We start from the raw sequence: 24,159 nt of genomic DNA on the forward strand, positions 1-24,159 counted from the left end.
ACCACCTGCAACCTTCCGCAGATCCTTAACTATCACCATAGCTGACTTTGCAGCGCCGTAGCCTGGATGGAGCGCAGCGGAATCCGGGAAGAGATGTGTCGGATAACCCGGATTCCGCTGCGCTCCATCCAGGCTACGGCGCTGCAAAGTCAGCTATGGTGATAGTTAAGGATCTGCGGAAGGTTGCAGGTGGTTTTTATGAGTTACCAGGGCGATTTGGTGGAGCATGGCCCCACCCTACCTGTCGATAAAGTGTAGGGTGGGGCCATGCCCCACCAATTGCTCTGCCCGCATATTACGTATATAGAGGTTGATACTCTTTTTCTGAGTATGGAGGGTAGTCAGGAAAATCTATACCCCTTCGGCACTACAACAACACCTTTGTCTGAAATAGTGAAACGCGCTTGATCCTGATCTTTATCGAAACCTATTCGCTCACCAGGCGGAACAACAACCCCCTTATCGACAATACAGTTTTCCAACTCAGCGCCATCCCCAACCTTGACACCTTCGAAAAGAATAGAGTTATGGATCACTGCTTCATCGCCAATATAAACATTGGGAAACAGAATCGAACGCTGAACACTACCCCCTACAATCACCACCCCATTGGCAACGATTGAGTTGATAAAGATACCTTCACTACCCGTCACACCCGGTACAGTTCGGGCTGGTGGATATTGAGCATGATGGGTTCGTATCGGCCACTCCGGCTGATAGAGATCCAATGCAGGTTGCGGATCAAGCAACTGCATGTTCGCCTCATAGTAACTGTCCAGGGTACCTACATCCCGCCAATAGCGATCTGGGCTTACACGACCAGCCTCACCACCAAAACGATAGGCATAGATCCCAGCTTCATCGATCAGTTTCGGCAGAATGTCGTAACCGAAATCGTGCCCGGAATCATCCCTTATATGGTCTTCTTCAAGAATTGAGATCAGCCGATCGATAGAAAACACATAGATCCCCATCGATACCAGGGCACTCTCCTCACCCGGTTTTAAGGGTGTTGGCCGCTTAGGCTTCTCTTGGAAATCAGTCACACGCCCCTGATCATCCACCCCCATCACACCGAACTGACTCGCTTCAGCCAGGGGCACCTCCATACCTGCCAAGGTGACCCCGGAGCTATGTTCTTCATGAAAGGCCAGCATCGGCGCATAATCCATACGGTAGATATGATCACCAGAGAGGATCAGAATCCGCTCAGCACCGCTGCGCTTGAGCATATAGAGGTTTTGGTAGACCGCATCAGCAGTACCGTCATACCAACTGCCACCGGTTCTCATCTGTGGTGGAACAGCGGTTATATATTCACCCAGCTCCGGGTTAAACAGAGACCATCCATCCCTCAGGTGCTTCTGTAAAGAGTGGGATTTGTATTGGGTCAATACCAATACTCTTCTCAGACCGGAGTGCAGACAATTCGCCAGGGTAAAATCGACTATTCGGTATTGCCCACCAAAGGGCACCGCCGGTTTGGTTCGTTCCTGAGTCAGGGGCTTTAAACGGGAACCATGTCCTCCGGCAAGTATTACCGTCACTGTTTTATCTAGCATCGGATCGCTTCCTATTGTTATTTCGCTATCGGATAAGTCACTAGCAATAAACAGTCCTAGAGGATATTTTCTTGCATCGAGGATTGTAACCTAAAACAATTCACTGTTTTCTATCATCGCTTATGATTATAACCCTGAAGATGATTCAGAATGATGCACCATTAAGCATCATGGATTTTGGATCAATCTGATCGATGCACTTTGAAAGCGCACAGACCATTTGAGATAGAGACAATCAGGCATACTCAGAATTTGTCAGGCCTGAGGTGAGATTTATTGAAAATGGGCCAATTCATGATGTGAAGCGCAGGCACAAACCCGCAACTCCAAATCCTCTCACATGGAAGCGTATATTTTTACGATGAATTGTCGATCACAGACCTGTTCAGAGCCTCGTTAGGTTAATGCTGCCGATACCCAGCGTCCAACCAACACTGGGGAAGTGGTTCACCTGAAGGGAATTGCATCTGTACTTTCAGAAACTTTTCCGCTTCCTGCATCTCTTCACCAGCATGGAAACGCCCAACGATCTCTTTGTGGTTGGGATTGAACAGATCGGGCATGCTCAGTACTTCAACCAATTTTTCGCTATTTTTTTGCATTAGAAACATTGACGACCTCCTGCAGTTCCAGGCGGGAAACATTGCTTACCCTCTACCAGTAAGTATGGTTTAGCCGCTTCGATTTTCAATGTATCTAAGCCCTGATTCCATTCCGGGTATTATTATCTGATCATCTCAAGAACCTGATACTCAGCGACCAAATACCTAGCCGATCAACTAAAGCTCCCTGGTGGACATGAAATCCACATCCGGCCAGCGTTCAATAGCCAGATCAAGATTTACCCGTGTGGGTGCGAGATAGACCAGCTGGTCATCTCCATCCAAAGCCAGATTGTCATGGTTCTTCTGCTTGAACTGCTCAAGCATCTTTTCATCTTCACATTCGATCCAACGTGTGTTTGCCACGTTCACAGGCTCAACGATCGCCTCGACCTTATATTCATGCTTGAGTCGTTCAACAGCCACATCGAACTGCAGAACACCCACTGCGCCAAGAATAAGATCATTGTTCTTCATTGGACGAAAAACCTGTGTAGCGCCCTCTTCACATAACTGCAGCACACCTTTCAAAAGGGCCTTTTGCTTCAATGGATCCTTCAACACGACGCGACGAAATAGTTCAGGAGCAAAATAGGGAATGCCTTCATATTTCAGCTCTTCACCTTCAGTGAAGGTATCGCCTATCTGAATCGTCCCGTGGTTGTGCAACCCAATGATATCGCCAGGCCAGGCCTCTTCCACATGACGCCGCTCATCTGCCTGAAACGTGATTGCATTACTGATCTGAACTGTTTTACCCATACGCACATGACGCATCTTCATACCTTTGCGGTAGGTGCCAGAACAGACCCGAAGAAAAGCAACCCGATCCCGGTGCTGGGGATCCATATTTGCCTGGATTTTAAACACAAAACCAGAGAATTTTTTCTCCGCCGGCTCTACCAGACGTTGTTGGGTATTGCGTGAGAGCGGGCCTGGCGCATATTCAACAAACGCTTCCAGCAGCTCTCTTACACCGAAGTTGTTGATTGCTGATCCAAAAAATACCGGCGTCAACTCACCTTTCGCATAGGCCTCGAGATCCAGCTCATGGCTGGCGCCCCGTACCAACTCGATCTCTTCACGCAACTCTACTGCCTGACTGCCGATATGTTCATCCAGTTTGGGATTGTCGATACCCTCGATAACCTCGCCGACCTGAATCTTGCCGCCATGGGTGGCACTGAAAAGATGGGTGGTGTCGGTGCGTAGATCGTAGACCCCTTTCAGACGCTTACCCATGCCAATAGGCCAGGAGACCGGTGCGCATTTAATCTTCAGCACCTCCTCGATCTCATCCAGGATCTCCAGTGGATCTCGCCCTTCACGATCGAGTTTATTGACAAAGGTCAGAATCGGGGTGTCTCGCAGGCGACAAACCTCCATCAGTTTGATGGTTCGTGCTTCAACACCCTTCGCCACATCGATCACCATCAATGCGGAATCGACGGCAGTGAGAGTGCGGTAGGTATCTTCAGAGAAGTCTTCATGTCCCGGGGTATCAAGCAGATTGACAACATCCTCCCCAAAGGGAAACTGCATGACCGATGAGGTTACCGATATGCCACGCTCCTTTTCCATCTCCATCCAATCGGATGTGGCGTGACGTGCCGCTTTTCGTCCTTTGACAGTACCCGCCATCTGGATGGCGCCTCCGAACAGGAGTAGCTTTTCTGTCAGGGTCGTCTTGCCGGCATCGGGGTGCGAGATGATAGCAAACGTGCGTCTCTTGTTGATTTCATTGATAAAATTGGCGTCTGCCATGTATCTAAATTCCCATTTTGTACAAACATTTGTACGAAAAAACAAAGTTAACTCTAAGCCCTGTTCCAAGCAGTTTTGCGAGACTTAAAGCCAGCAAAACCTCCTATCAGAGCATTGATAAATTATTAGCGCCATATTAGCAAATATGACTAAGCGCTATAACTCACACGCCCAGTACTTCTTTTAGCTTTTCAAACGCCTGCTTATGTTTGTCATTTGGCATTTTAGCCAGGTTAATCTGTTTCCATTTAATGGCTGGAAGCTTGTCGACACCTTCTAATCCAAGTAACGCCCAATCCGGCTCACGGTTTTTAAACGACAGTAAAAAGCCCTTCTCACTATCGGTTAGCCCTTGATGGATAAGCTCTACCAAGCGCTCTCTAACGGCCACCAACTCTTCCAGCGGCAGTTCCGTCTTCGCCATATTTGCAAACTCACCTGCATAAATGGCCGATATATCTTTATATTGCGGCCTCAGTAATTCGGCTATAGGCCGATTATGGCTTGAGATGTATACAAGCAAGGCCTTGCGTATCTCATCTGTCAGACCTTCATTTTCCAAGAGCCACTTAACATCAAATAAGTCTCTTGGATGTTGCCTATCTAATGCAGCACATATTTTACCTGAATAAAGATCAGCCAGGGCCACCACAGGCCCTTCAACGTAGCCAAATTCATCTTCTACCGCGGCACATACTTCCATAATCTGCGGCTCGTAAACCGTGCCGCGTAATACAGGTGACAGCTCCACCTTAATCTGCACACCGTTACGGGCAACAATCAGTCTTAGCGCATCGCGCTTTGACTTATAGGCTTCTGTTAGCTCAACATCTTTAAACACGGCTTTTAAGTCTGCGCAAATCGCATCAAGTGCTTCGCTAATTTCCTGCAAAGCCTCATCACGGCCTATGATGGGCAAATAGACCAGATCAACATCAACAGACAAGCGCGGAAACTCTCTAACAAAGAGATTAATCGCCGTGCCACCTTTGAGCGCGAAACAGTCTTGTTTGGCGACAAAGGGCAAAACCTGCATTAACAGCTGCACTTGCTTGTAATAAATGCTGTTTCTATCCATCCCTGAGTTTATTCTTCGCTTTCCTTTGCCATATGCGACGGGACAGTGATTAAATAATCTCTATCCAGTTTGCCGCCCTTAGCTACAACGCGCTTGCCTGAGCCTAAATCGTAATCCTCAACATTAAGCTTACTTAACCAGGGATAAGCTTGGCGTTTCGCCAGCCAGAAAAACAATCGCTTGGCCTTTACGCTCTTACAGGCTCTCAAAAGCGTATCTAGTTTTCTGGGTGATAAATTCACCAGTCCCTGCACTAACTCATTGGCATGCTCAAACGTCACTGCGCCTGGCAAATCTATCAATAATTCCAATATCGCCTTCTCTGGGCATGAGAAATAGACAGGCGGCAATTCCGCTTTCCACTCATGCTCCTTGATGAAAGTCCTATCCATCAAAAGGGTTTCAGGCCACAGTTTACTTGTGCCATGCCTTTCAAACTCTACAGGTAGCGACAAACGCGCTAACCATGTCGGCAACTTACCTGCCGCATAGAGATGGATATGCGACTTACTGCCTAATGACAGATATTGCGACAAACCAGATAAAGAAAGTGCCGATAGCCCACCGACCACCACAGGTGGCACGTTTGCACTTTCGGCTTTCTCCATGCGCTGCATAGAAGCAACTACGCCTTCCCAGCTCACTGAGCGGGAATACTGGCTGTATACACCCGCTACCAGCAGCAACAGGGTTTCTGTTTTCACTGCATTATCTATGGTATGAGCACTTAAGCCCTGCTCAGCAAGCCACCTCTTAGTGGCTAACATGCCATAAGGCAAAAGCGTTTTAAGTGACTGTTTATAAGCCCCTTTTACACCGTCATACTGTGAAGTCGTGCTATTAACCAAGCGCACTTACCTTTCTTTGTATTTTGGCTATTAAGCTTTCTGAAGCAGCCTATTGGTTTACCTATCACTATATTTGCGGCGAATATCGCCGTAGAATTCAATTGATATAAACTATCATAAACATGCACAGTTTACCTATGTTATTTTTCACGGCGATTAACGCCGTAAAAATAGCATAAAGCAAACCGAAGGGGGGGGCGGGTGACACGGTTATGCGGGCAGCCCGTTGCCGGTCTGGCGACACCGGCTAGAAACGGGAGGCTATGAGGACAACCGCTAGAGGAGACCGGGAACCCTGACCAAGGCGCACCTCGGATTGGCCAATACAGCAAAACAAGTAGAAAACAGCACCTAAGCAAGGCTGAAACAGGTATGGAAACGCTCTCTGCGGAGAATAGCGGCTCTAATCTCCGTATAAATTACGGAGATTAATCTTGCCAATACTCCAAAGTGGTAGCGCTATGCTATTAACCTAAAAAAGATCAGTTGGGCAACGTGAAGTGTGCGTTTGTGGTGGCGCAGGGTAAGGGGCGCTCCTGCACAGCCCGCTATTCCAAGGAGTTGTAACGCCGCCACAAGCGTGCAATTCACGCTGTAGTGTGATTCACCCAACAGGTGACCATGACCGTCGAAGCTATTTTCTACAAAAGCAGGAACCTGCTATTCGGATCTGTTAACACTAATCGAATCGGCCCTTGAATGGAGCGGTCAACAGATTTTTTAGGTTTAAATACCTGCTTCACCGCCCGCTGGCATACAAAAAAGAATTTAACACCCAAATAAACCTGTTTTTTTGCATTTGACGACGCTTTAGCATTTCAATTTCTAAAAGTTGCATATAATTTAATTGGGTAATTAGATTATTTGAGTGTTATGGACCTATCACTTGGTATGTTATCAGCTGTTAACAGCCATTCGTCTCAGTCTGGGCGGATGCCGCTTGCCCGTGATATCACCCAACTGCCCGGTTCAACAGATTCCGCTGCAACCCCCGCCACAGAAGAGAGCTCAACTGAGCGACCTGTACGGGAGAGCGGCCAACCCAGCCAACTCTCTCCGGAAGAGCAGGCCCAGGTAAGGGAATTGCAACAACGGGACCGGGAAGTGAGAGCCCACGAAGCTGCACATCGGGCAGCGGCAGGCAGCATGGTTTCTGGTGGTAGCTATACCTATCAGACAGGCCCTGATGGCAGGAATTACGCTGTTGGTGGAGAGGTATCGATCAGTGCCGCCCATGCCAGCACACCTCAAGAACAGCTCAGACAGGCTGAAACCATTCGCCGCGCGGCCCTGGCACCGGCAGACCCTTCACCGCAGGATCGCATGGTGGCTGCACAAGCTTCTGCAACGGCTTATCAAGCCCGTGGTGACATCAGGGCCGAGCAGCAACTGGAGATGAGTGAGCGGAAAGAGTCCAAACCTGCAGGAGAAGAGTCTGAAGATATTGCTATGCAAGAACTTCCCGTTCTGAACCGTCGCGCGATTGCTGCTTTCAGTGGCATTCAAGGCACACTTCACACTACCCCATCAACGATTGACGAAATTATTTAGTCACTTTTTCTGAGACCATTTCCAAAGAGAGTACAATCGCATCTTCCCTGGAATTATCAGCATCCGGGTAGTAACCTTTTCGCTGGCCTACCTCGACAAACCCCACCTTCTCATAAAGCTGAAGTGCGGCAAGATTACTTACCCTGACCTCAAGAAAAACTGTCTCTGCACCGTGCTGTCCTGCAACCTTCAGTAGACGCTGCATTAACTTCAGGCCCAGTCCCCGCTTTCGCCATTTGGGATCGATACAGATATTGAGAATATGAGCCTCATCGACCACGATCGACATTACACCATAGCCGATCATCTGTTTATCCATGGTCAACACCCAGCAGCAATATCCCACTCGCAGACAGTCCTGCAAGATACCCATCGTCCAGGGAAATGGATAGATCTCTTTTTCAAGGGCGAAAACCTGAGGCAGGTCCTGCTCCTGCATTGGACGGATTCCCAATAGCGGATCAGTAACCTGGGCACTCATGTATGTCCCTCTCGCAGTACTGAAAGGGCCAATTGTAGATCTTGCCAGGACTTTCCCTTCTGCTCCGGGGATCGGAGTAGATAAGCTGGATGATAGGTGACCACCAGCGGAATATTTCTTTCACCAAAAGCGTGGACTCGTCCTCTTAACTTTCCTACAGCAATATCAGTCTTGAGCAGATTATGGGCAGAGATTCGACCAACAGAGAGAATCAATCTTGGTCGGATCAACTCTACCTGACGCAAAAGATAGGCCTGACAGGCGAGCGCCTCTTCTGCTTTTGGGTCACGATTGTTTGGCGGCCGACACTTAACGATATTTGCGATAAACACCGCTTCACGTCGAAACCCCATAGCCCTCAACATGGCATTCAACAACTGCCCGGCGGGGCCAACAAATGGCTCTCCCTGCTTATCCTCATCTGCGCCAGGTGCCTCACCTATAACCAACATATCGGCCTGTTCGTTACCAACACCAAACACTGTTTGAGTAGCCCCACTGCGTAAACCGCACTGATGACACTGCTTAACCTGAGATCTTAAAGCTGACCAATCAGGGGTATCGATCTCAGTGGCGGTGGCGGGTGCGGGAGCTGGCACGGCCTCTACCACAGCCCTCCTTGCAGGTGGAGGTGGAGCTGCTTCTGCCACTTCAACCTGTTGCTGCGAGGAGAGTTCAGCAACTTCATCTGCGAAATCTTCCGCATCAGCCGGTTGCCGAATCCGCCACTGGGTCACCCCCATCATCTTCAAATAGTGCTGACGACTCTGCTCATCCATAGCTTATGACTGAACGCCCCTGTGGATGGTTTCCCGGATACTATACATCACCGGTCTGAGGATGGGCTTTGGCGTCAGGGATAAGTATCTTGTTGACTGCATTGATGTAGGCCTTGGCAGAAGCGATAACGATATCGGTATCTGCACCTTGGCCATTGGCAATGCGTCCATCCATCTCCAGACGAACCGTCACCTCACCCTGGGCATCGGTACCACTGGTAATGTTATTCACTGAATAGAGCAGTAGTTCAGTACCACTGTTAACGATACTTTCGATCGCTTTAAAGGTGGCATCCACCGGCCCACCTCCAATTGCTGTTCCAGGCTCCTCCGCCCCATCCAGGCCAAGCGTTACCTCAGCACGAGGCGTCTCCCCGGTCTCGGAGCAGACCTTGAGAGAGACCAACCTGATCCTTTCATTGAAGGCCTCGGTCTTGGTATCTGTCATTAATGCCTGCAGGTCTTCATCAAAGATCTCGTGCTTTTTATCTGCCAGATCCTTGAAACGGGCGAAGGCCGCATTCACCTCCTCCTCTGATTCAAAACTGATACCCAGGCTCTCCAGGCGGGTGCGAAAGGCATTGCGGCCAGAGTGTTTACCCAACACCATCCGGTTTTGACTCCAACCTACATCCTCTGCACGCATGATTTCGTAGGTTTCACGAGACTTCAGCACCCCGTCCTGGTGAATACCAGACTCATGCGCGAAGGCATTGGCCCCTACAATAGCCTTGTTTGGCTGTACCGGAAAACCGGTGATATTGGATACCAGTTTGGAGCAGCTGACGATCTGGGTGGTATCCAGATTGGTCTGGCATGGGAAGACATCCTGCCGGGTCTTCACCGCCATCACGATCTCTTCCAGGGATGCATTGCCTGCCCGCTCTCCGAGACCATTGATCGTACACTCCACCTGTCGCGCCCCATTGCTCACCGCAGAGAGGGAGTTGGCCACCGCCAAACCGAGATCGTTATGGCAGTGCACAGAAAAAACCGCTTTATCGGAATTTGGAATGCGCTCACGCAGTTGATGAATCATCTCGCCGAATTGATGAGGCATGGCATAGCCTACTGTATCGGGTACATTCAGTGTTCGTGCACCGGCTTCTATCACGGCGTCGAAAATACGACAGAGGAATTCAATCTCAGAACGCCCCGCATCCTCAGCCGAGAACTCCACATTATCGGTATATTTACGGGCTCGCTTAACCGCATGCACGGCCTGCTCGACTACCTGATCAGGATTCATCCTTAATTTATGTTCCATGTGGATAGGTGAGGTCGCAATGAAGGTATGGATGCGGGAGGAGTTGGCATGTTTTAGCGCCTCACCTGCTCTATCGATATCCTTGTCCAAGGCTCGCGCCAGACCACATATCGTAGAGTCCTTCACCACATTGGCAACAGCAGAAACCGCTTCGAAATCACCTGGGCTGGCAATGGGAAATCCGGCCTCTATGACATCCACTCGGAGCTTTTCCAAAGCCTTGCCGATGCGGACCTTTTCATCCTTGTTCATAGACGCACCCGGACTCTGTTCTCCATCACGTAGGGTGGTATCGAAAATGATCAATTGATCGGCTTGACTCATGCTTCTCTCCGGCAAGGCAGGGGATTTTTCCCTGAACGGTTCTTAAACCCGAATGCTTGCTGATATTACTATGTTAACTAGCGACCAGACAGGCCTCTTTCAGCCATAACGTACCTGCCTGGCGAGACTGTCCGCAGCTAGGCTAACTGTAAAATAATCTTAATATTAAGTGACTTCAAGAATAACCTAGTGTGGTGAAGCAGCGTTAGTTTTACCCTGCTTGACCGCTGTCATCACTATCCTGATCAGGCGCTCCATTCTGATCTGTCACACTTCTCTCCTCCCGGTGCTTACGCAACTGTGTCAGGGTCAACACCGGACCAGAGATTGCGTATGCAAGAAACAGTAAGAAGAGCACCGTTGGTGGATGGGTCTGGACAATGGCTAATACCACCACCACCACAACCAGGGCTATGAAGGGCACCTTGCCACTGAAATCGATCTCTTTGAAACTGTGGTAGCGAAAATTGCTGACCATCAGTAACCCGGTCAAGGTTGTCAATACTGCTGCTACCCAATTCAGACTCTCACCGGAAACTTCATAGTCCACCCCTAACCAAATGCCCCCCGCTATGATTGCGGCAGCAGAGGGGCTGGGTAAGCCCTGGAAATATTTTTTGTCTGCAATACCAATCTGGGTATTGAAACGGGCCAGTCGCAGCGCACCACTTGCGGTATATATAAAAGCAGCCAGCCAACCCAGTTTACCCAAATCACTCAAAGCCCAGATATAGACAACGAGGGCCGGCGCCAAACCAAAAGAGACCATATCAGAGAGGCTGTCGTATTCCGCACCGAAAGCAGACTGGGTCTTGGTCAGTCGAGCAACACGCCCATCCAGACCATCCATCAGCATCGCAACAAAGATCGCCACAGAAGCGAGTTCAAATTTTCCGTTGACAGCAGCAAGAATGGCATAGAAGCCTGCAAACAGGGCCGCGGTGGTAAAGAGATTGGGCAGCAGATAGATACCTCTGCTGCGTTTCTTCCGTTTACCTTCTTCAGTCTCGATCACATCTATAGCCTTTTTGTTTCAATGGCAAAAAATAAGCACGCCGGGATTGATTGGCAATCTCCCCAGCATCTTAGAGTGGCACTGTTTAAAACCGGCTGCCTTGGTTGCGCCGGGCCGTTAGTATAACAGGCCCTAGAGAGCACCGGTCGATTTGACATCAAGATAAGCATTCACCAGATTGACCGGCAGTTGTTGAGGTCGGCTATCGATTACCAGCCCACCCCGGTATTTAAGCCGGTCATGACTCTCCCTGCGCTCACCTAAATAGTCCACCACCGCCTGAAATCTTAACGCCCCCTGGCGATCAGTTATGGGCTGATCAACCACCTTATCCAGTGCCGCTTCATGTAGATCGGCAACCACCACCAGATGTCGCTTGGAGAGTATTGTAACCGCTTTGTGCAGCTCACTCTGCTCTTCTGTGTGACTATTGGTAAGTATCACCAACAGTGCCCTGCGACCTTGCAGAGAGATCAGCTTCTGCGCTGCTGTTAGGTAATCCGCAGCCTCCAGGGTGGCCTCAATATCATAGCTCCGATCGAGTAACCGGCGTACCAGATCCCCCCCCTTGACCGGTGGCTGCCAGCGATCAACACCACCAAAACTCAGAAAACCTACCGAATCTCCCTGACGCTCAGCAACATAGCTGAGCAATAACATCGCATTCAAAGCATGATCCAAGTGGCCACCATCTTCATCCCTATGGCGCATGTGTCGACCACAATCCAACATAAACACCAGCTGCTGATCCCGTTCATCCTGATACTCTTTGGAGATCAGCTTGCGATATCGGGAGCTGGCTTTCCAATCGATCTGTCGTAATGCATCACCAGTTCGATACTCCCTCAGCTGATGAAAATCGCTACCTTCACCTCGACGCTGGCGCCTTCGTATCCCCATCTGACTCAGATGGTTATCGGTTGCCAGCAGAGCAAAATGGGCAATCTCTCGAAAGTTGGGGTAGACCCTGACCTGGGTCGATTGGTTTATAAATCGCTTCTCTGTCCAGAATCCAAGAGTGGAGTGGATAATCAGTTCTACACCAGCAAAACTTTTCTCCCCCCGGGATCGAGGCAATATCCGGTAGTCCAGGCTGACCTGACGCTGGGCAGGTAGATTAAGGGTCTGTGGCTGATCCCTGACTTCGCAATCTGGCGGATGGTGATCGTGCAGTGTCACCTGCAGGTTGCGGTCGGCACGATTCTCCAGCTCAATTTGCACATCGGTCCAAACACCAACAGGAATAGTGGTATGCAGTTTTCGCGCTACCTTTAGCGTGGGAACTCGTCGTAAACCCAGTAGATCCAATAGTGCCAACATTAGAAGCAGAGCAGCTCCTGCTTTCCAGACACTACCCAAATCAGGGTACCAGGCTGCAAGTAGAGCCGGCAGCATGAGCAGCCCCAGTAACAGGATCAAACGTAGCGAGGGTGTCACTTTCTTGGTGCCGGTATATTATCCAGGAGATCCTTCAACACATCTTCAGCGCGATAGCCCTCGATCTCTAAATCAGTGGTCAAACGAATCCGGTGTCGCAGTACCGGAAGTGCTGCTGTTTTAATATCATCCGGTGTTACATAGTCTCTATCCTGAAGGAAAGCCTCCGCCCGGGCCGTGCGTAACAGCGAGATTATTCCCCGGGGACCCGGCCCGGCTTCAATACCATTCCACTCTCGGGCTGCCCTTACCAGTCGAACTGCATAGTTGATAATCTGTTCGTCCATCTGTAATCCAGCCACATGGGTCTGAATTTGAGGAATCTCTTGTGCCTTCAGCAATGGGCGTATTGCGGAAGTATCGAGTTGATCCCCCACCATCCCCTGAGTAACCAGAGAGACCATCGCCTGCTCATCTGCCTCGTCCGGGTAGTCGATAAAGACTTTCAGCAGAAATCTGTCCAACTGTGCCTGAGGCAGGGGGTAGGTTCCCTCTTGCTCAATAGGGTTCTGTGTCGCCAAGACAAGAAATGGGGCTGTCAAAGGAAAGGTTCGACCCTCGATGGTAACCTGCTGCTCCTGCATCGCTTCCAGCAGTGCAGATTGGGTTTTGGCCGGGGATCGGTTGATCTCATCCGCCAGTAGCAGATTACAGAATACGGGTCCCTTGCGTACCCGGAAATTCTCGCTCTTCATATCGAACATAATATGCCCAGCGATATCGCTGGGCATTAGATCAGGGGTAAACTGAATACGACTGAATTCCCCCTGAATAGCAGCTGAAAGACTTCTAACCAAAAGTGTTTTCCCCAGTCCAGGTACACCTTCGACAAGCACGTGGCCGGCAGAGAAGAGGGCTAGAACCACTTCGTGGACAACCCGTTTCTGCCCAATCACTGCACGAGCAATTTCATTTTCTAATTCCCTGGCACGAGCCAGCAGATCCTGGGGGGTAGATGATTCATCATGCATGGCTATTTCACTTTCCTGTCCGGATGCAAGGCAGCGAGCAAACGCTGCAGATTGACTGTATTTTTTATCAATTGAGCACTATCCCCTTTGTTGGGATAGAGCGTTTGGTAGATGGCTGACGAGGTTAACCCTGTATGTTTCGCTATCCAATCACATCGCGCCTGTTGGTCGAGTTGTTGCAGCACCGGGTGGGCACTCAACCAGCGCTTCTCCACCTGATGCCTGGCACCCTGCAAAAGCCCGCTCTTCTGATCATTTCGCCAGGCAAATTCCCCACTGGCCAGGAGATGTTCCAGCAGATCGCGCCTGGCAGTCTCTTCCACTGTCAGTTTTGGACCTGAACTCCGACTCATTCGCCAAACAATCAATAGAATCATCGCAACAATGGTCACTACAAGGTAGGGAAACCATTGCCAGACCAGCGTAAACAGTGATGGCATCTGAGCACTGTAGAGTAACCATGCCCGCCCCCTTTCAGGTGCAAAATGAGCCATCAATCTGGCATGATCAAACTTTGAAATCTGCTGATTGGTGAAGATCTCACTATCACTGACCAGGGTCACCAGCCCCTCTCCCCAGGGAAAAACCAGAAATTGCGAATCGGAAACTACAGGGTTGACACCCTCAAAATCTGCATCGATTTCAAACCACCTCTGCTGATCAAAATCGACTTCCAACCCCTCATTTAGATTAGGCAGGAAAAGAGCTCCCCTATCGAACTCTTCCTCCTCTTCATCCAGGTAGAGTAAGCTGACCCCAAATTTTTGCAGCAGAGGATCTGCCCTTCCCTCTTCCTGTTGACCACTAGGACTGGCTACAAGATGTCCACCCTGCTCCACCCAGGTCAGTAACTTATCCACACTAACCTGAGGCAGTGGCGGTCCCAGGTCACGTACGAAGAGTAGCCCCTCATCCTCAGGTGGCTGCATCAGATAGGCTCTTCCTGACTGGCTCTGAACTTCCAGACCCAATCGTCTCAGAAATATTTCGGCTGCCAATAAGGGGTTCCTTCTCGCCTCTTCACCCATCGCCGACCGCTCTATCTTAGTGCGCTTCTCAAAATTCTTATCGAACCAGAGCCAGCCTAAAGCAGCAACCATTGCCGATAACACGATTATCACTGTGATGGTCATGCGATTACCCTGCATGATCCACCTCAAAATGGTTACCCCAAGAGCGACACAGTTCCAGCAGATGCGCTTTTTCAGGCCGATGATGTGCATAGGCGAGCTGCTGCCAGGCGGCAGTCAATTCAGCAAAATAGTTGCTGATCCCTGGCTGAGCAAGAGTCTGACTCTGGTTCAGGCATTCACCTTCCGTCGCCCCCTCGTGAATTGGCAGGGCATAAGCATGCACCAACTGCGACAGGGTAGCCCGATAGAGTAATCCCAAGCCATCCCTGATCTTATCTTGTTCAATCAACCGTGCTGATGTTGAAGCTGGATCATCGGGTAGGGATTCCGGACGTAGATCCAGCCCAGCCACAACTCGCGGTGGTTCTCCTCGTTTCTGTTTACCAAAACCAGATATGCCCAGCATCCCTCGATTTTGAAAATACCAATAGACAAGGAAAGCCAACACGCCAGCAACCAGGATCCACAGTAGAAACTCGCCCAAAGCAGCGATATGTTCGGCAATATCTTCAAGCCACTGCAGAAAGGCAGAATCCGACTCTTCAGGAGAATCTTCATCATCCCCTATATATTTCCAATAGTGTCGTTCTCTCTCCTGGCCAAAGGCTTCATCCTTTAAAACCTCCTCAATCAATGACTGGGATTCGGCTCGACTTATCTCCATAGCCTGACTGCTATCAAGCGGAGCCATGCCGGAAAATAAGAGAGCAAGGCAAGCAACCACCACTTTGCCTGCCATCCCAGGTCGAGGTGGATGCCGTTGTGCCAGCTGCCTCAAACCCAGTTCAAGATCCCAGGCCTCGAGTTGACTGCGTCGGGTCAAATAGAGCCCAAAGCCTGCTGCCACATAGAATGGCGCAATCAAAGACATGGCCGCCAAGGCAGACAGATGGTGCAGCCATTCGCTGACAGGATCGGGCTTGAATAGATAACTCTGCCAGTCGACCCAGAGCAGATCCTCAGGAATCAGAGCCAATATCAATCCAAGCAATCCAAACTGGAGGATCACCTCAAAATGGAGACCAACTGAGGTCAACCAAACGCTTACATTACTGGTTTTACCCAACACAGATATGCGCTTTGTTCGCCTTGCGCCCTTCAGCCCCTCCAGCACGACAACCGGCATAAAAAAAGAGCGGGAGAGAGTAAGCCTTCGCCAGGTGAGTGATGCAAACAGCTGCGGCAGAACAATCCGGGTCCACTCTTTGAAAACAGCAGAAAGGGTTACCTCTTCAGAGAAGACCCGGCGACTCATCCAGAACAGTAGAGGCGGCTCATAGGCAGGCTTTAACCACCACATAATCACCCCTGCAAGCCACAGTGGAAGAGGCAACAGCGTCAACAGCAGCATCACCGGCAGAGCACTACACAACCACAGTAACCAAAGATTCAGAAACCACTCACGCGCCATAGCGAAGCCCAGATCCATTCCCTCCCAACTGCTGCGTGGGCGCAATCTGATGGCGATCTTATTCAGATCCATGGGCGTTACGTCCTGTAAAAATCAGATAGAGTGCCACTAAACTCCAGAGCAACGCAGCGACACTATATTTTATCGAGATTGATACGCTACTGGATGACCAGAATGCCTCGATAAAAGCCGCAAAAAGCAGCATCATTGCAGCCCCCATCACCAGTGGCAGCGCATTAAACGCCCCTTTTTTCAGTGCCTGCAGTCGTGTCTGCTGGCCGGGAGACAACAGGGCATGCCCTAATATCAATCCCGCTGCGCCACTGATAACGATTGCCGTCAATTCAAACGAGCCATGTCCTGAAACAAACGGCCAAAAAGTATCGTGATAACCCAATCGACTCAAATGACCCGCTACCCCACCAATCACCAGACCATTGAACATAAGAAGAAACAGTGATCCCAAACCAAACAGAATCCCTGTTGCGAAAGTTCTGAAACCAATACCGATGTTATTCATTATGTAGTAGCCAAACATCATAAAGTCTGTCTCGGAACTGCGCTCAGCTGCCCGGCCAGGCCGATCATTGGCAGGATCGTAGTTCTGTTCCATCTGGGCCACCATCGACTCGCTCATCACTGTATAGAGTAGATCTTCATTGAGATAGCAGGCCACACCCATAATCACTGCGGGTAGAAGAAAGGCCAGTAGCGAGACTACAAAATAACCGCTGTTCCGACGAACCGCTGTGGGAAATCCTGCAAAGATGAATTGCATCGTCCGCCATAGCCATGCCCCCCTGAATCGATAGAGCAGTGGATGGCCACGCAACACCAGACTATGTAACTGCTCCACCAGAGCAGGACTGAACCCTCGACTGCGTGCCAGGGCGTAGTGGCTGCATATCTGACGATATAGAGCAGGAAAACGTTGATGTTGTTCAGTGGTGAGTTGTCGCTTATGCCGGTTCAGCTGAAGATCGCTCATCAACGATTCCACCTCATCCCACAGAGGTAGATTTTCAGTCTCAAACTGTTGCTGTTTCATCAGCGCCCCTTGAGAATCCAGTTTGCATAAGCGGTCATGGCAGCTACAGCTTCAGCCCCCTCCAGGCCGGTTTGCTGGGAGATCAAGTTTGCCAACTCCTGTCGACGCTCCTCAGAGAGTTCGCCTCCCCTTTCTGCAAAGCTCAACAAAACCAACTGTTCATCTTCCGACAGATTCAAGGGTGGTTTCAGGGGAGGAGCGTTGGATGGGGCAACCCGCTCCTTTATCTGGTCACGATAGACAACCAGCGTTCCAGCGGCCAGGTCACCGAGGCGCTGAAAGCCTCTGTTACTCAACATTGCAATTAAACCGACTGCATAGAGAAAGGGTAGAAAATCTGCACTGCGCAGTAGGTTGCGAATGACTGAAGCACTGGGCGTAACCGGGGTACCGTTCTCCTGAATCACCAGGATTCCCATCGCCCGTTTGCCAGGTGTAGCACCATTATGCAGTTCGAATACCACAGGATAGAACCACTCGATCAGAAACAGACCAATCAGCATCACGCCCCCGCCCAGTCCTCCAAAGAGACTCAGAATCACTGCCAGGACAATATAGATAACCGATCTTAACAATGCATCAATAGCCCAGGCACAGGCGCGTACAACCGGGCCTGCAAGCCGGAATTGCAACATTACACCTTCGGGAATTTCATACCATCTTAGGGTATCGAGAGGTGAATCAGGAGTCCCTTCCTTCATGCCGAAGACCATTGATCAATCGTAAAAGATATCCCTATAGGCAGTGTAGATCGCTCCGATCTGGATTGGAAATATTACCAGGAAACCGATACCAAAGAGAATCATTGAAAGTATCGGAGAGATCGATGACAAGAACATAAACAGCCCATTCGCCAGAAACAGTAACAAGGCCAATAGAGTGTAGAGTGTCAGTGGCAGGATATTCTTCAGACAGCCAACGAAACTCAACTTCATGGCCCTCCAGGCGCTTTGATCATCCAGTGCAACCAGAGCAGGTGCGAAAATATAAGCCATCAAAACAACAGTAATGGCGATCACAGACAGGCCTAAACCAACCAGTATGGGTGTGGTCAGAAGCTTTGCAGCCGCTTCCTCTGCTCCTGCACCCAGGGCAATAAGGTCTTGAACTGAATCAACCAAGATAAACCCCATCCCCAAGCCGACCAGGAAGAGGGCCAACAGATAGAATAAGCCAACCAGAATGTTCTGCCCACCATTCTGACTGAAACCAGAAAATAGATAACCGATTGAAAATTGACCGCCCTCATCCTGCTCATTGCAAGCGATCATGAAGCCTGCCATTAAGACTGGCCCCAACACCGAGACTATAATAGGGCCTAAAAAAGGCACTAGGGAGAGGAGTATATTCACTATGCCGAAGATCACCAGTGTGATCATCCAGGACCATGGTGCCTCTGAAAAGAGTCTCCACCCCCCAACCATCCAGGCAAATGCGCGGCCCGATGAAACTGAGCGAGGCCCGACCATCTCGTCATCACTCTCATCCTCAAGATCGGCTTCAGGAGGGGTATATGGGTCGTCCCTTTCGTCCCCACCCGCTTCAGGGTCATTAACCCCCGTATCGCCATCTCGAACCTGGGCAGCAATATACTTGGCCGCGACAATACCGCAGCTCTGACAGATGCCTAACTGCATGTTGCCCGAGTCACACTTTGGACAGCGTTCTCTATGTATCTCTGATTGATCCAAAACCTCAGTAGTCTCATCATCACCACTACCGAAGCTTTCCAGTGTCAATTCTGAGGGATAAGAAGGCTCTTCAGGTGGGGGATCAGGATCCGGGTCTATTTCGATAACCATGCCAAGCTTTTCAAGTGCTTCCCTATACTTAAGTGCTTTTTCCCGATCAAGATCCTTCTTTAAGGTAACCGCTCTACCGCTGCCAACCAGCTTTTGTGCCTTCTCCTGCCCAAGTTTGAATTTTTCACTGAATATTGCGACAAGACGCGCCTGATCTGCTGAAGGCTCTACCTTTCCAGTATAGATAACTCTAAAAACTTCTGACATTCCTACGGTTCTCCAAAATACCCAAACAACTGTCAGCACTTACTACTGAGCAGATATTCAGGCTCATCCTATGCATTACCCAATATACCCAACTGGTCTCCGGGTTATTATTCTATTACGGCAAGAAGTGGAAGTCCTTGAATTGTTGAATTTTAACCGAATAGAGGAATTCAAATCCTATTGAACATTAGAATTCAATCTAGTGTGGTGCGTCATACTAGGGCCTGTTAACACTAATCGAATAGGCACTAACTAAAGTGCATCTTCAAGGATAGTTTCAAACAGATTGATGATATCCTTTGTCGCCTCCCCTCCATCTCCCATTAGATGAGGGACACGATAGGCTGCGTAGACCTTTCCTGGTTCACTCTGTTTGACATAAACAGCAATGGTAAAAGGACATATTGCGATATTCTCCGGCGCAGCCTGGGCCATTTTATGTGACATCAGAGCGCTGCAGAACTCCACCGATTCAGCTTTTAAAAAGAGCTGGGAAAAGCCCAGATCAGAGGCGGTTCGATTCAACATGTCACTGACATGCAGGGTTCCGCTAACCAGTAGCCCCTGATCAACGACCGCCATCTTGACATTTTCCACCACATCTTCGAAAGACTCTTCCGATGTGAAGACACTCACTGGATCCCCTCCTCCCATCTCCGAGGCTGACACCAGGCTGGAACTGAGAAGAAGTGAGCAGATAACCCAAAGAAACTTCATCATAACCTCCAAATCATTCAATTTAATAGTTAGCCAACCCCCTCAGCCCACAAATTGCACGGGGTTATATTTATCCTTAAAAGGCTCATCCATCAATGGATCTGGGCTGTCACATACGAAAAGTGAGCACCTGGATATCTGAAACCGATGCAGTGAGGGGTGCAAACTGCCTGAATAGAGCATGAGACAATGATCGAACAGCTGAAACCTATTCTCCCCGCACCATAATCAGTCATCTTCAGAGCGAGCAGACCAATGATATAAGGTCAGTATACCTATCGGATCAAATAAGCAGCAAGCAGACAACCCGCGGATTAGCACACCTATGGCATCCCCCAATCACAGCACCCCCCTATTTGGGTATAGGCACTAAATATAGGGGCAAACAGCAGACTGCCTATGGGGCATATAGTGATTTATTCACTTGAAATATATTCAGTCTATATATCATCATTCGCAGCTCAGGATTATAGTACTATTTAGCTGATTTCAGCTATCATACACATCGACTGAGCTTAGTGGGCCGCTCGGTAAATTTGGTAACCCTCAGCCGCACCACAAGCGCCAATGGGGCTTGTGACGCGGCCCACTAGTAAGCCGCTCGGTAAATTCCATAATTGGAGATTAAAGTTTGTTACAATTCGCCCAGTTCACGGCGCTTAGACAGAGAGAGTAAGGAGATAGAATGTGACAATGCACATTGATATCTTTATTTCTTCATCAGATAGTCAATTACAGCATTATGAACCAAGTAGATACCCACAGCTTCAGAAATAGCCTTTATTGCTGTATGGAAGAAGACGCTGTCTCTATCTTTTACTTATGCAAGTATAATCTGAGAGGAGAACAATGATCGGCAATGACAAGCTCATTTCCTGATGACCTTTAAGAAGGATCTAAAGCTTATTCCTGGGATCGTTAGAACCGGATCACTTGAACAGATGCAATGCCACCCAGGCAGAGAAGTTGTTTAACAGATTTGGCACTAACGCCGAACAAAGGATTAATTAACTGCCTAGGCCGGAGCATAGGCAGATACTGAAATTTTAATATAGAGCCGATTTATGTTTGAACTGGAAGCCAATCACGACAATCTTGCTGCTGATGCCATTCCAGATGACATCAAACAGCAGTTTCAATCCAGGAATCCGGAGATTCGTGGATATACCGTACTGCCTTGGGAAGAGCACTGCACCGAATGTGCAATGCCTGAATGCTATCAGAGCTGCGATCTATATGAACCTCGCGATGATGGCAAATGCCGTCGATTTGTTGGTGGCATATCCCCCATCAAAGGCACTTCTCGACAGATCGTCGGTATCGCATTCAAGCGCTGGGGTCAGCTGATGGCCTATGCAAATCTAAACATGATGCCATTTTCAACAGCCTCCAGGGTCGAAAAATTTGTTTCTGCCTTTGATATGTTTGTCAGTTTAATACCCGATAAACGTATCTCTATCAAAGGCAGGCCATCTATAACCACTAGAATTCAACGCCGACTTAAACAAATTCTTACTAAAAACGGATTCCTCAAGGAGGCTTCTGCAGGAGACCCTGAACAGTTCATGATGGAGGTATACAACCCGAATCCTGACAGCGTCAATCTATCACTGGTCATCAGCAACACGGATCAGACTGAATACAACATGGGTTACCAGGAGCTCGTAGAACTGAAACCTGGATTCAACAGAATCACGATTGAGTTTGAGAAAATAGCAACCCGCCTGGATCTGAATAAAAGATTTAATATCACCCTGAATCCCAATATTCTCGATAAATCAGCTGAAGGACTCACCCTCTACTTCGGCCTGCTGACTTTCATCTGGCTGGAAGAGTCCAGACAATCAGATCAAAGTGAAAAGTCCCCCACCATCAAAGTCATCGCATGGGATCTGGACAACACAGTTTGGGATGGCATCCTTATTGAGGACGGCACAGATAAACTCAAACTCAAACCCGGCATTATAGAGATCATCAAGCAATTGGATAAACGCGGCATACTGAATACGGTAGTAAGCAAGAACAATCCAGATGATGCACTCAACTTCCTGCAGCAGATAGGACTCAAGGATTATGTGGTCTACCCCAAAATCGGTTGGGGACAGAAAGGTCAATACATCAGAGAATTGATTAAAGATTTTAACGTAGGCGCAAACACTTTCGCCTTCATCGATGACCAGCCATTCGAACGGGATGAAGTCAAATCACTCAATCCTGATGTTCGTGTCTATGATGCGCTAGAGTACGACAAACTACTCTCAATGCCTGAATTCAACCCTAGAGTCAGTAGTGAATCACACCTCAGACGACAACTCTACCAATATGAAAAGACCCGACAAGACGAGCTATCAACTTTTGATGGTGACTACCTGACATTCCTTCAATCCTGCGAAATCACTCTCAATATTGACCAGGCCACAATTAAAAAGATCGAGAGAATTCAGGAGCTCGTGCAACGTACGAATCAACTCAATTTTTCTGGTAATCGCTACCAACGCGAACAGATCGAAGAGATTATGGCGAATGAGGAGAAGGATGCTTTTGTCATCGACTGCTATGATAAATATGGTATTTACGGCACCATTGGATTCGCCATAGTCAACAACCGGAATGCCCAGCTTATCGACTTGATGTTCAGCTGTCGTGTGCAGTCAAAACGTGTTGAACATGCCTTTATCTCATTTCTATTGTCGTACTACAAAAAGCAAGATCACTCACATCTGACTGCTCTTTATAAAGAGAGTGATCGAAACAAAAAAGCGGCTACTGTCTTTACTGACATGAACTTCTCCATCAAAGAGAAGCAGGACAACCTGACAACTTTTGCCTATGACCTCGCCAAACCCATTCCCGATGATGGCGTCATCAAGGTCATATGGAGCGGCAACTGATGTCTCTCCTCCTGAAAGCACTTCAAGAGATAAAAACACGGGTATACCAATCTTTCATCAACGACACCCGCAAAATTAAACTCAATCAGGCTATCATCAGCGTTACTTTTGATGATGTCCCCTACAGTGCTTTAAAAAATGGTCTTGCCATTCTGGATAAACACTCGATTAAAGCAACCTTTTATATTGCAACCGGACTCGCCTCCCCTGAGGATTTAATAGATTCAGAAACCGATTCAGCAGAACGTTTTCTAAACCGCTCAAATGTCGAACAGCTACACCAGTCAGGACATGACATTGCCTGCCACACTTACAGTCACTACAGACTCGATCAGGGGAGCGCTGAAGAGATGGAGCGTGATGCTGAACAGAACATCAACACACTCAGTTCCTGGATAGAAGGAAAACCAATCCAGCACTTTTCCTACCCTTTCGGACTGGTTAGCTTCAAGGCTAAAAAGCTACTATCAAAACACTACAAAACCATGCGCAGTTCGAGACCGGGCATAAATACTGATCAGAGCGACCTCTATTTACTCAGAGCAACCAGCATCTACAATCCCAGCTTCAATAGATCCTCTATGGCTGAAATCATCAGCACAACAGTTAGACAGGGTGGGTGGCTTGTCCTATATACGCATGGTGTTGTTGGAAATCCTGGAGCATATGACTGCACCCCAGAGCAGCTCGATTGGGTACTTGGGCAAGCAGTAAATAGTGGCGCACGCATTCTACCTATTGCGGATGCTTATGATATTGTCAGCAACACCTAAAAGAGATCACTCAAGTATCGAGCAGGGGCCAGATACTGGTTTAGTCGTCCTGTAGAAACACGCCATATGGAAATATGGTTACCCCCCTACTTCCAGATGATATTTAAAAACAAACCATGCGTCCCACGTAGGGTGGGGCCATGCCCCACCAAAAGGGGTTAGATATTCACGACTGGAGTAGATAATAACTGTAGAACTTGAATAAATTATTTTAGCAACTTCAGACTATTTCCCAGCTTACTATGGTGGGGCATGGCCCCACCCTACAATTCTAAACAGGAATAATACTTATGGCCTGGACACGCCCCATACACAGCTCATAAAGTGATGGCTGGTGCTGATATATTCAATCCGCGTAGGGTGGGGCCATGCCCCACCAAAAGGGGTTAGATATTCACGACTGGAGTAGATAGTAACTGTAGAACTTGAATAAATTTTTTTAGCAACTTCAGACTATTTCCCAGCTTATTATGGTGGGGCATGGCCCCACCCTACAAT

The 24,159-nt window shown here is 48.9% G+C and carries 20 protein-coding genes; 3 read left to right on the plus strand and 17 right to left on the minus strand.

Features of this window, described 5'->3' with window-relative positions; all coding sequences use genetic code 11:
* Positions 1–341 precede the first annotated feature (341 nt).
* The 5 genes from glgC to AC4IFB_RS03380 all read right to left on the minus strand — a co-directional run bounded on the left by glgC (position 342) and on the right by AC4IFB_RS03380 (position 5,854).
* On the minus strand, positions 342–1,562 hold the full coding sequence (gene glgC, locus AC4IFB_RS03360; protein WP_490779388.1) for a glucose-1-phosphate adenylyltransferase: 1,221 nt from the start codon (positions 1,560–1,562) through the stop codon (positions 342–344).
* 401 nt (positions 1,563–1,963) lie between these two features.
* Positions 1,964–2,173 (minus strand): acetyltransferase, encoded by a 210-nt coding sequence (locus tag AC4IFB_RS03365; RefSeq protein ID WP_490774992.1) that lies wholly within the window; start codon positions 2,171–2,173, stop codon positions 1,964–1,966.
* Between the two features lie 168 nt (positions 2,174–2,341).
* Positions 2,342–3,928, minus strand: a complete 1,587-nt coding sequence (locus AC4IFB_RS03370; protein WP_490774993.1) for a peptide chain release factor 3 — start codon at positions 3,926–3,928, stop codon at positions 2,342–2,344.
* A 163-nt stretch (positions 3,929–4,091) separates the two neighbouring features.
* Entirely contained in the window at positions 4,092–5,006 is a 915-nt protein-coding gene (locus AC4IFB_RS03375; RefSeq protein WP_490774994.1) for a nucleotidyl transferase AbiEii/AbiGii toxin family protein, read from the minus strand.
* 8 nt (positions 5,007–5,014) lie between these two features.
* The gene (locus tag AC4IFB_RS03380; RefSeq protein ID WP_490779389.1) at positions 5,015–5,854 is read right to left on the minus strand and encodes a type IV toxin-antitoxin system AbiEi family antitoxin domain-containing protein; all 840 of its coding nucleotides are present in this window, start codon (positions 5,852–5,854) and stop codon (positions 5,015–5,017) included.
* A gap of 933 nt (positions 5,855–6,787) precedes the next feature.
* Here AC4IFB_RS03380 and AC4IFB_RS03385 point away from each other — a divergent pair.
* A complete protein-coding gene (locus AC4IFB_RS03385; protein ID WP_490779390.1) occupies positions 6,788–7,405 on the plus strand; it encodes a putative metalloprotease CJM1_0395 family protein in 618 nt (205 codons plus the stop codon).
* Here the strand turns inward: AC4IFB_RS03385 and rimI are convergent.
* From rimI to AC4IFB_RS03445, 12 genes are all read right to left on the minus strand, one after another.
* Positions 7,398–7,886, minus strand: coding sequence for a ribosomal protein S18-alanine N-acetyltransferase (rimI, locus tag AC4IFB_RS03390; RefSeq protein WP_490774997.1), 489 nt, complete (start codon positions 7,884–7,886; stop codon positions 7,398–7,400). The two genes, AC4IFB_RS03385 and rimI, sit on opposite strands and share 8 nt — an antisense overlap.
* Positions 7,883–8,665, minus strand: a complete 783-nt coding sequence (locus tag AC4IFB_RS03395) for a uracil-DNA glycosylase (RefSeq protein ID WP_490779391.1) — start codon at positions 8,663–8,665, stop codon at positions 7,883–7,885. Before AC4IFB_RS03395 ends, rimI begins: the two co-directional genes overlap by 4 nt.
* A gap of 40 nt (positions 8,666–8,705) precedes the next feature.
* Positions 8,706–10,256, minus strand: coding sequence for a 2-isopropylmalate synthase (locus AC4IFB_RS03400; RefSeq protein ID WP_490779392.1), 1,551 nt, complete (start codon positions 10,254–10,256; stop codon positions 8,706–8,708).
* A gap of 211 nt (positions 10,257–10,467) precedes the next feature.
* Positions 10,468–11,268 (minus strand): CDP-diacylglycerol--serine O-phosphatidyltransferase, encoded by an 801-nt coding sequence (gene pssA / locus AC4IFB_RS03405; RefSeq protein WP_490775018.1) that lies wholly within the window; start codon positions 11,266–11,268, stop codon positions 10,468–10,470.
* A 135-nt stretch (positions 11,269–11,403) separates the two neighbouring features.
* Complete coding sequence (locus AC4IFB_RS03410; protein ID WP_490779393.1) at positions 11,404–12,708, minus strand: DUF58 domain-containing protein; 1,305 nt, start codon at positions 12,706–12,708, stop codon at positions 11,404–11,406.
* Positions 12,705–13,679: an AAA family ATPase gene (locus tag AC4IFB_RS03415; protein ID WP_490775001.1), complete on the minus strand. Its 975-nt coding sequence runs from the start codon at positions 13,677–13,679 to the stop codon at positions 12,705–12,707. The genes AC4IFB_RS03410 and AC4IFB_RS03415 overlap by 4 nt, the downstream gene beginning before the upstream one ends.
* Before the next feature lie 2 nt (positions 13,680–13,681).
* On the minus strand, positions 13,682–14,827 hold the full coding sequence (locus tag AC4IFB_RS03420; RefSeq protein ID WP_490779394.1) for a DUF4350 domain-containing protein: 1,146 nt from the start codon (positions 14,825–14,827) through the stop codon (positions 13,682–13,684).
* A complete protein-coding gene (locus tag AC4IFB_RS03425; protein WP_490779395.1) occupies positions 14,817–16,295 on the minus strand; it encodes a DUF4129 domain-containing protein in 1,479 nt (492 codons plus the stop codon). Before AC4IFB_RS03425 ends, AC4IFB_RS03420 begins: the two co-directional genes overlap by 11 nt.
* Positions 16,282–17,271 carry a stage II sporulation protein M gene (locus tag AC4IFB_RS03430; protein WP_490775004.1) on the minus strand — a complete coding sequence of 330 codons (990 nt, stop codon included), beginning with the start codon at positions 17,269–17,271 and terminating at the stop codon, positions 16,282–16,284. Before AC4IFB_RS03430 ends, AC4IFB_RS03425 begins: the two co-directional genes overlap by 14 nt.
* Positions 17,271–17,972 (minus strand): RDD family protein, encoded by a 702-nt coding sequence (locus AC4IFB_RS03435; protein ID WP_490779396.1) that lies wholly within the window; start codon positions 17,970–17,972, stop codon positions 17,271–17,273. Before AC4IFB_RS03435 ends, AC4IFB_RS03430 begins: the two co-directional genes overlap by 1 nt.
* Positions 17,973–17,987: 15 nt before the next feature.
* Entirely contained in the window at positions 17,988–19,280 is a 1,293-nt protein-coding gene (locus AC4IFB_RS03440; RefSeq protein ID WP_490779397.1) for a BPSS1780 family membrane protein, read from the minus strand.
* 252 nt (positions 19,281–19,532) lie between these two features.
* Complete coding sequence (locus AC4IFB_RS03445; RefSeq protein WP_490775007.1) at positions 19,533–20,000, minus strand: DUF302 domain-containing protein; 468 nt, start codon at positions 19,998–20,000, stop codon at positions 19,533–19,535.
* 1,061 nt (positions 20,001–21,061) lie between these two features.
* On the opposite strand from AC4IFB_RS03445, the gene AC4IFB_RS03450 reads away from it, so the two are divergent.
* Together AC4IFB_RS03450 and AC4IFB_RS03455 are read left to right on the plus strand one after the other, a co-directional pair.
* Positions 21,062–22,888: an HAD-IIIC family phosphatase gene (locus AC4IFB_RS03450; RefSeq protein WP_490779398.1), complete on the plus strand. Its 1,827-nt coding sequence runs from the start codon at positions 21,062–21,064 to the stop codon at positions 22,886–22,888.
* A complete protein-coding gene (locus tag AC4IFB_RS03455; protein ID WP_490779399.1) occupies positions 22,888–23,661 on the plus strand; it encodes a polysaccharide deacetylase family protein in 774 nt (257 codons plus the stop codon). The genes AC4IFB_RS03450 and AC4IFB_RS03455 overlap by 1 nt, the downstream gene beginning before the upstream one ends.
* Positions 23,662–24,159: the final 498 nt, after the last annotated feature.

The sequence above is a fragment of the Candidatus Thiodiazotropha sp. AKIB8 genome, from assembly GCF_058244675.1.

Bases quoted from the DNA above. Each gene is read 5' to 3' on its own strand.
- glgC (WP_490779388.1), bottom strand. From the start codon at position 1,562: ATGCTAGATAAAACAGTGACGGTAATACTTGCCGGAGGACATGGTTCC.
- AC4IFB_RS03365 (WP_490774992.1), bottom strand. From the start codon at position 2,173: ATGTTTCTAATGCAAAAAAATAGCGAAAAATTGGTTGAAGTACTGAGC.
- AC4IFB_RS03370 (WP_490774993.1), bottom strand. From the start codon at position 3,928: ATGGCAGACGCCAATTTTATCAATGAAATCAACAAGAGACGCACGTTT.
- AC4IFB_RS03375 (WP_490774994.1), bottom strand. From the start codon at position 5,006: ATGGATAGAAACAGCATTTATTACAAGCAAGTGCAGCTGTTAATGCAG.
- AC4IFB_RS03385 (WP_490779390.1), top strand. From the start codon at position 6,788: ATGCCGCTTGCCCGTGATATCACCCAACTGCCCGGTTCAACAGATTCC.
- rimI (WP_490774997.1), bottom strand. From the start codon at position 7,886: ATGAGTGCCCAGGTTACTGATCCGCTATTGGGAATCCGTCCAATGCAG.
- AC4IFB_RS03395 (WP_490779391.1), bottom strand. From the start codon at position 8,665: ATGGATGAGCAGAGTCGTCAGCACTATTTGAAGATGATGGGGGTGACC.
- AC4IFB_RS03400 (WP_490779392.1), bottom strand. From the start codon at position 10,256: ATGAGTCAAGCCGATCAATTGATCATTTTCGATACCACCCTACGTGAT.
- AC4IFB_RS03415 (WP_490775001.1), bottom strand. From the start codon at position 13,679: ATGCATGATGAATCATCTACCCCCCAGGATCTGCTGGCTCGTGCCAGG.
- AC4IFB_RS03420 (WP_490779394.1), bottom strand. From the start codon at position 14,827: ATGCAGGGTAATCGCATGACCATCACAGTGATAATCGTGTTATCGGCA.
- AC4IFB_RS03425 (WP_490779395.1), bottom strand. From the start codon at position 16,295: ATGGATCTGAATAAGATCGCCATCAGATTGCGCCCACGCAGCAGTTGG.
- AC4IFB_RS03430 (WP_490775004.1), bottom strand. From the start codon at position 17,271: ATGAAACAGCAACAGTTTGAGACTGAAAATCTACCTCTGTGGGATGAG.
- AC4IFB_RS03435 (WP_490779396.1), bottom strand. From the start codon at position 17,972: ATGAAGGAAGGGACTCCTGATTCACCTCTCGATACCCTAAGATGGTAT.
- AC4IFB_RS03440 (WP_490779397.1), bottom strand. From the start codon at position 19,280: ATGTCAGAAGTTTTTAGAGTTATCTATACTGGAAAGGTAGAGCCTTCA.
- AC4IFB_RS03445 (WP_490775007.1), bottom strand. From the start codon at position 20,000: ATGATGAAGTTTCTTTGGGTTATCTGCTCACTTCTTCTCAGTTCCAGC.
- AC4IFB_RS03450 (WP_490779398.1), top strand. From the start codon at position 21,062: ATGTTTGAACTGGAAGCCAATCACGACAATCTTGCTGCTGATGCCATT.
- AC4IFB_RS03455 (WP_490779399.1), top strand. From the start codon at position 22,888: ATGTCTCTCCTCCTGAAAGCACTTCAAGAGATAAAAACACGGGTATAC.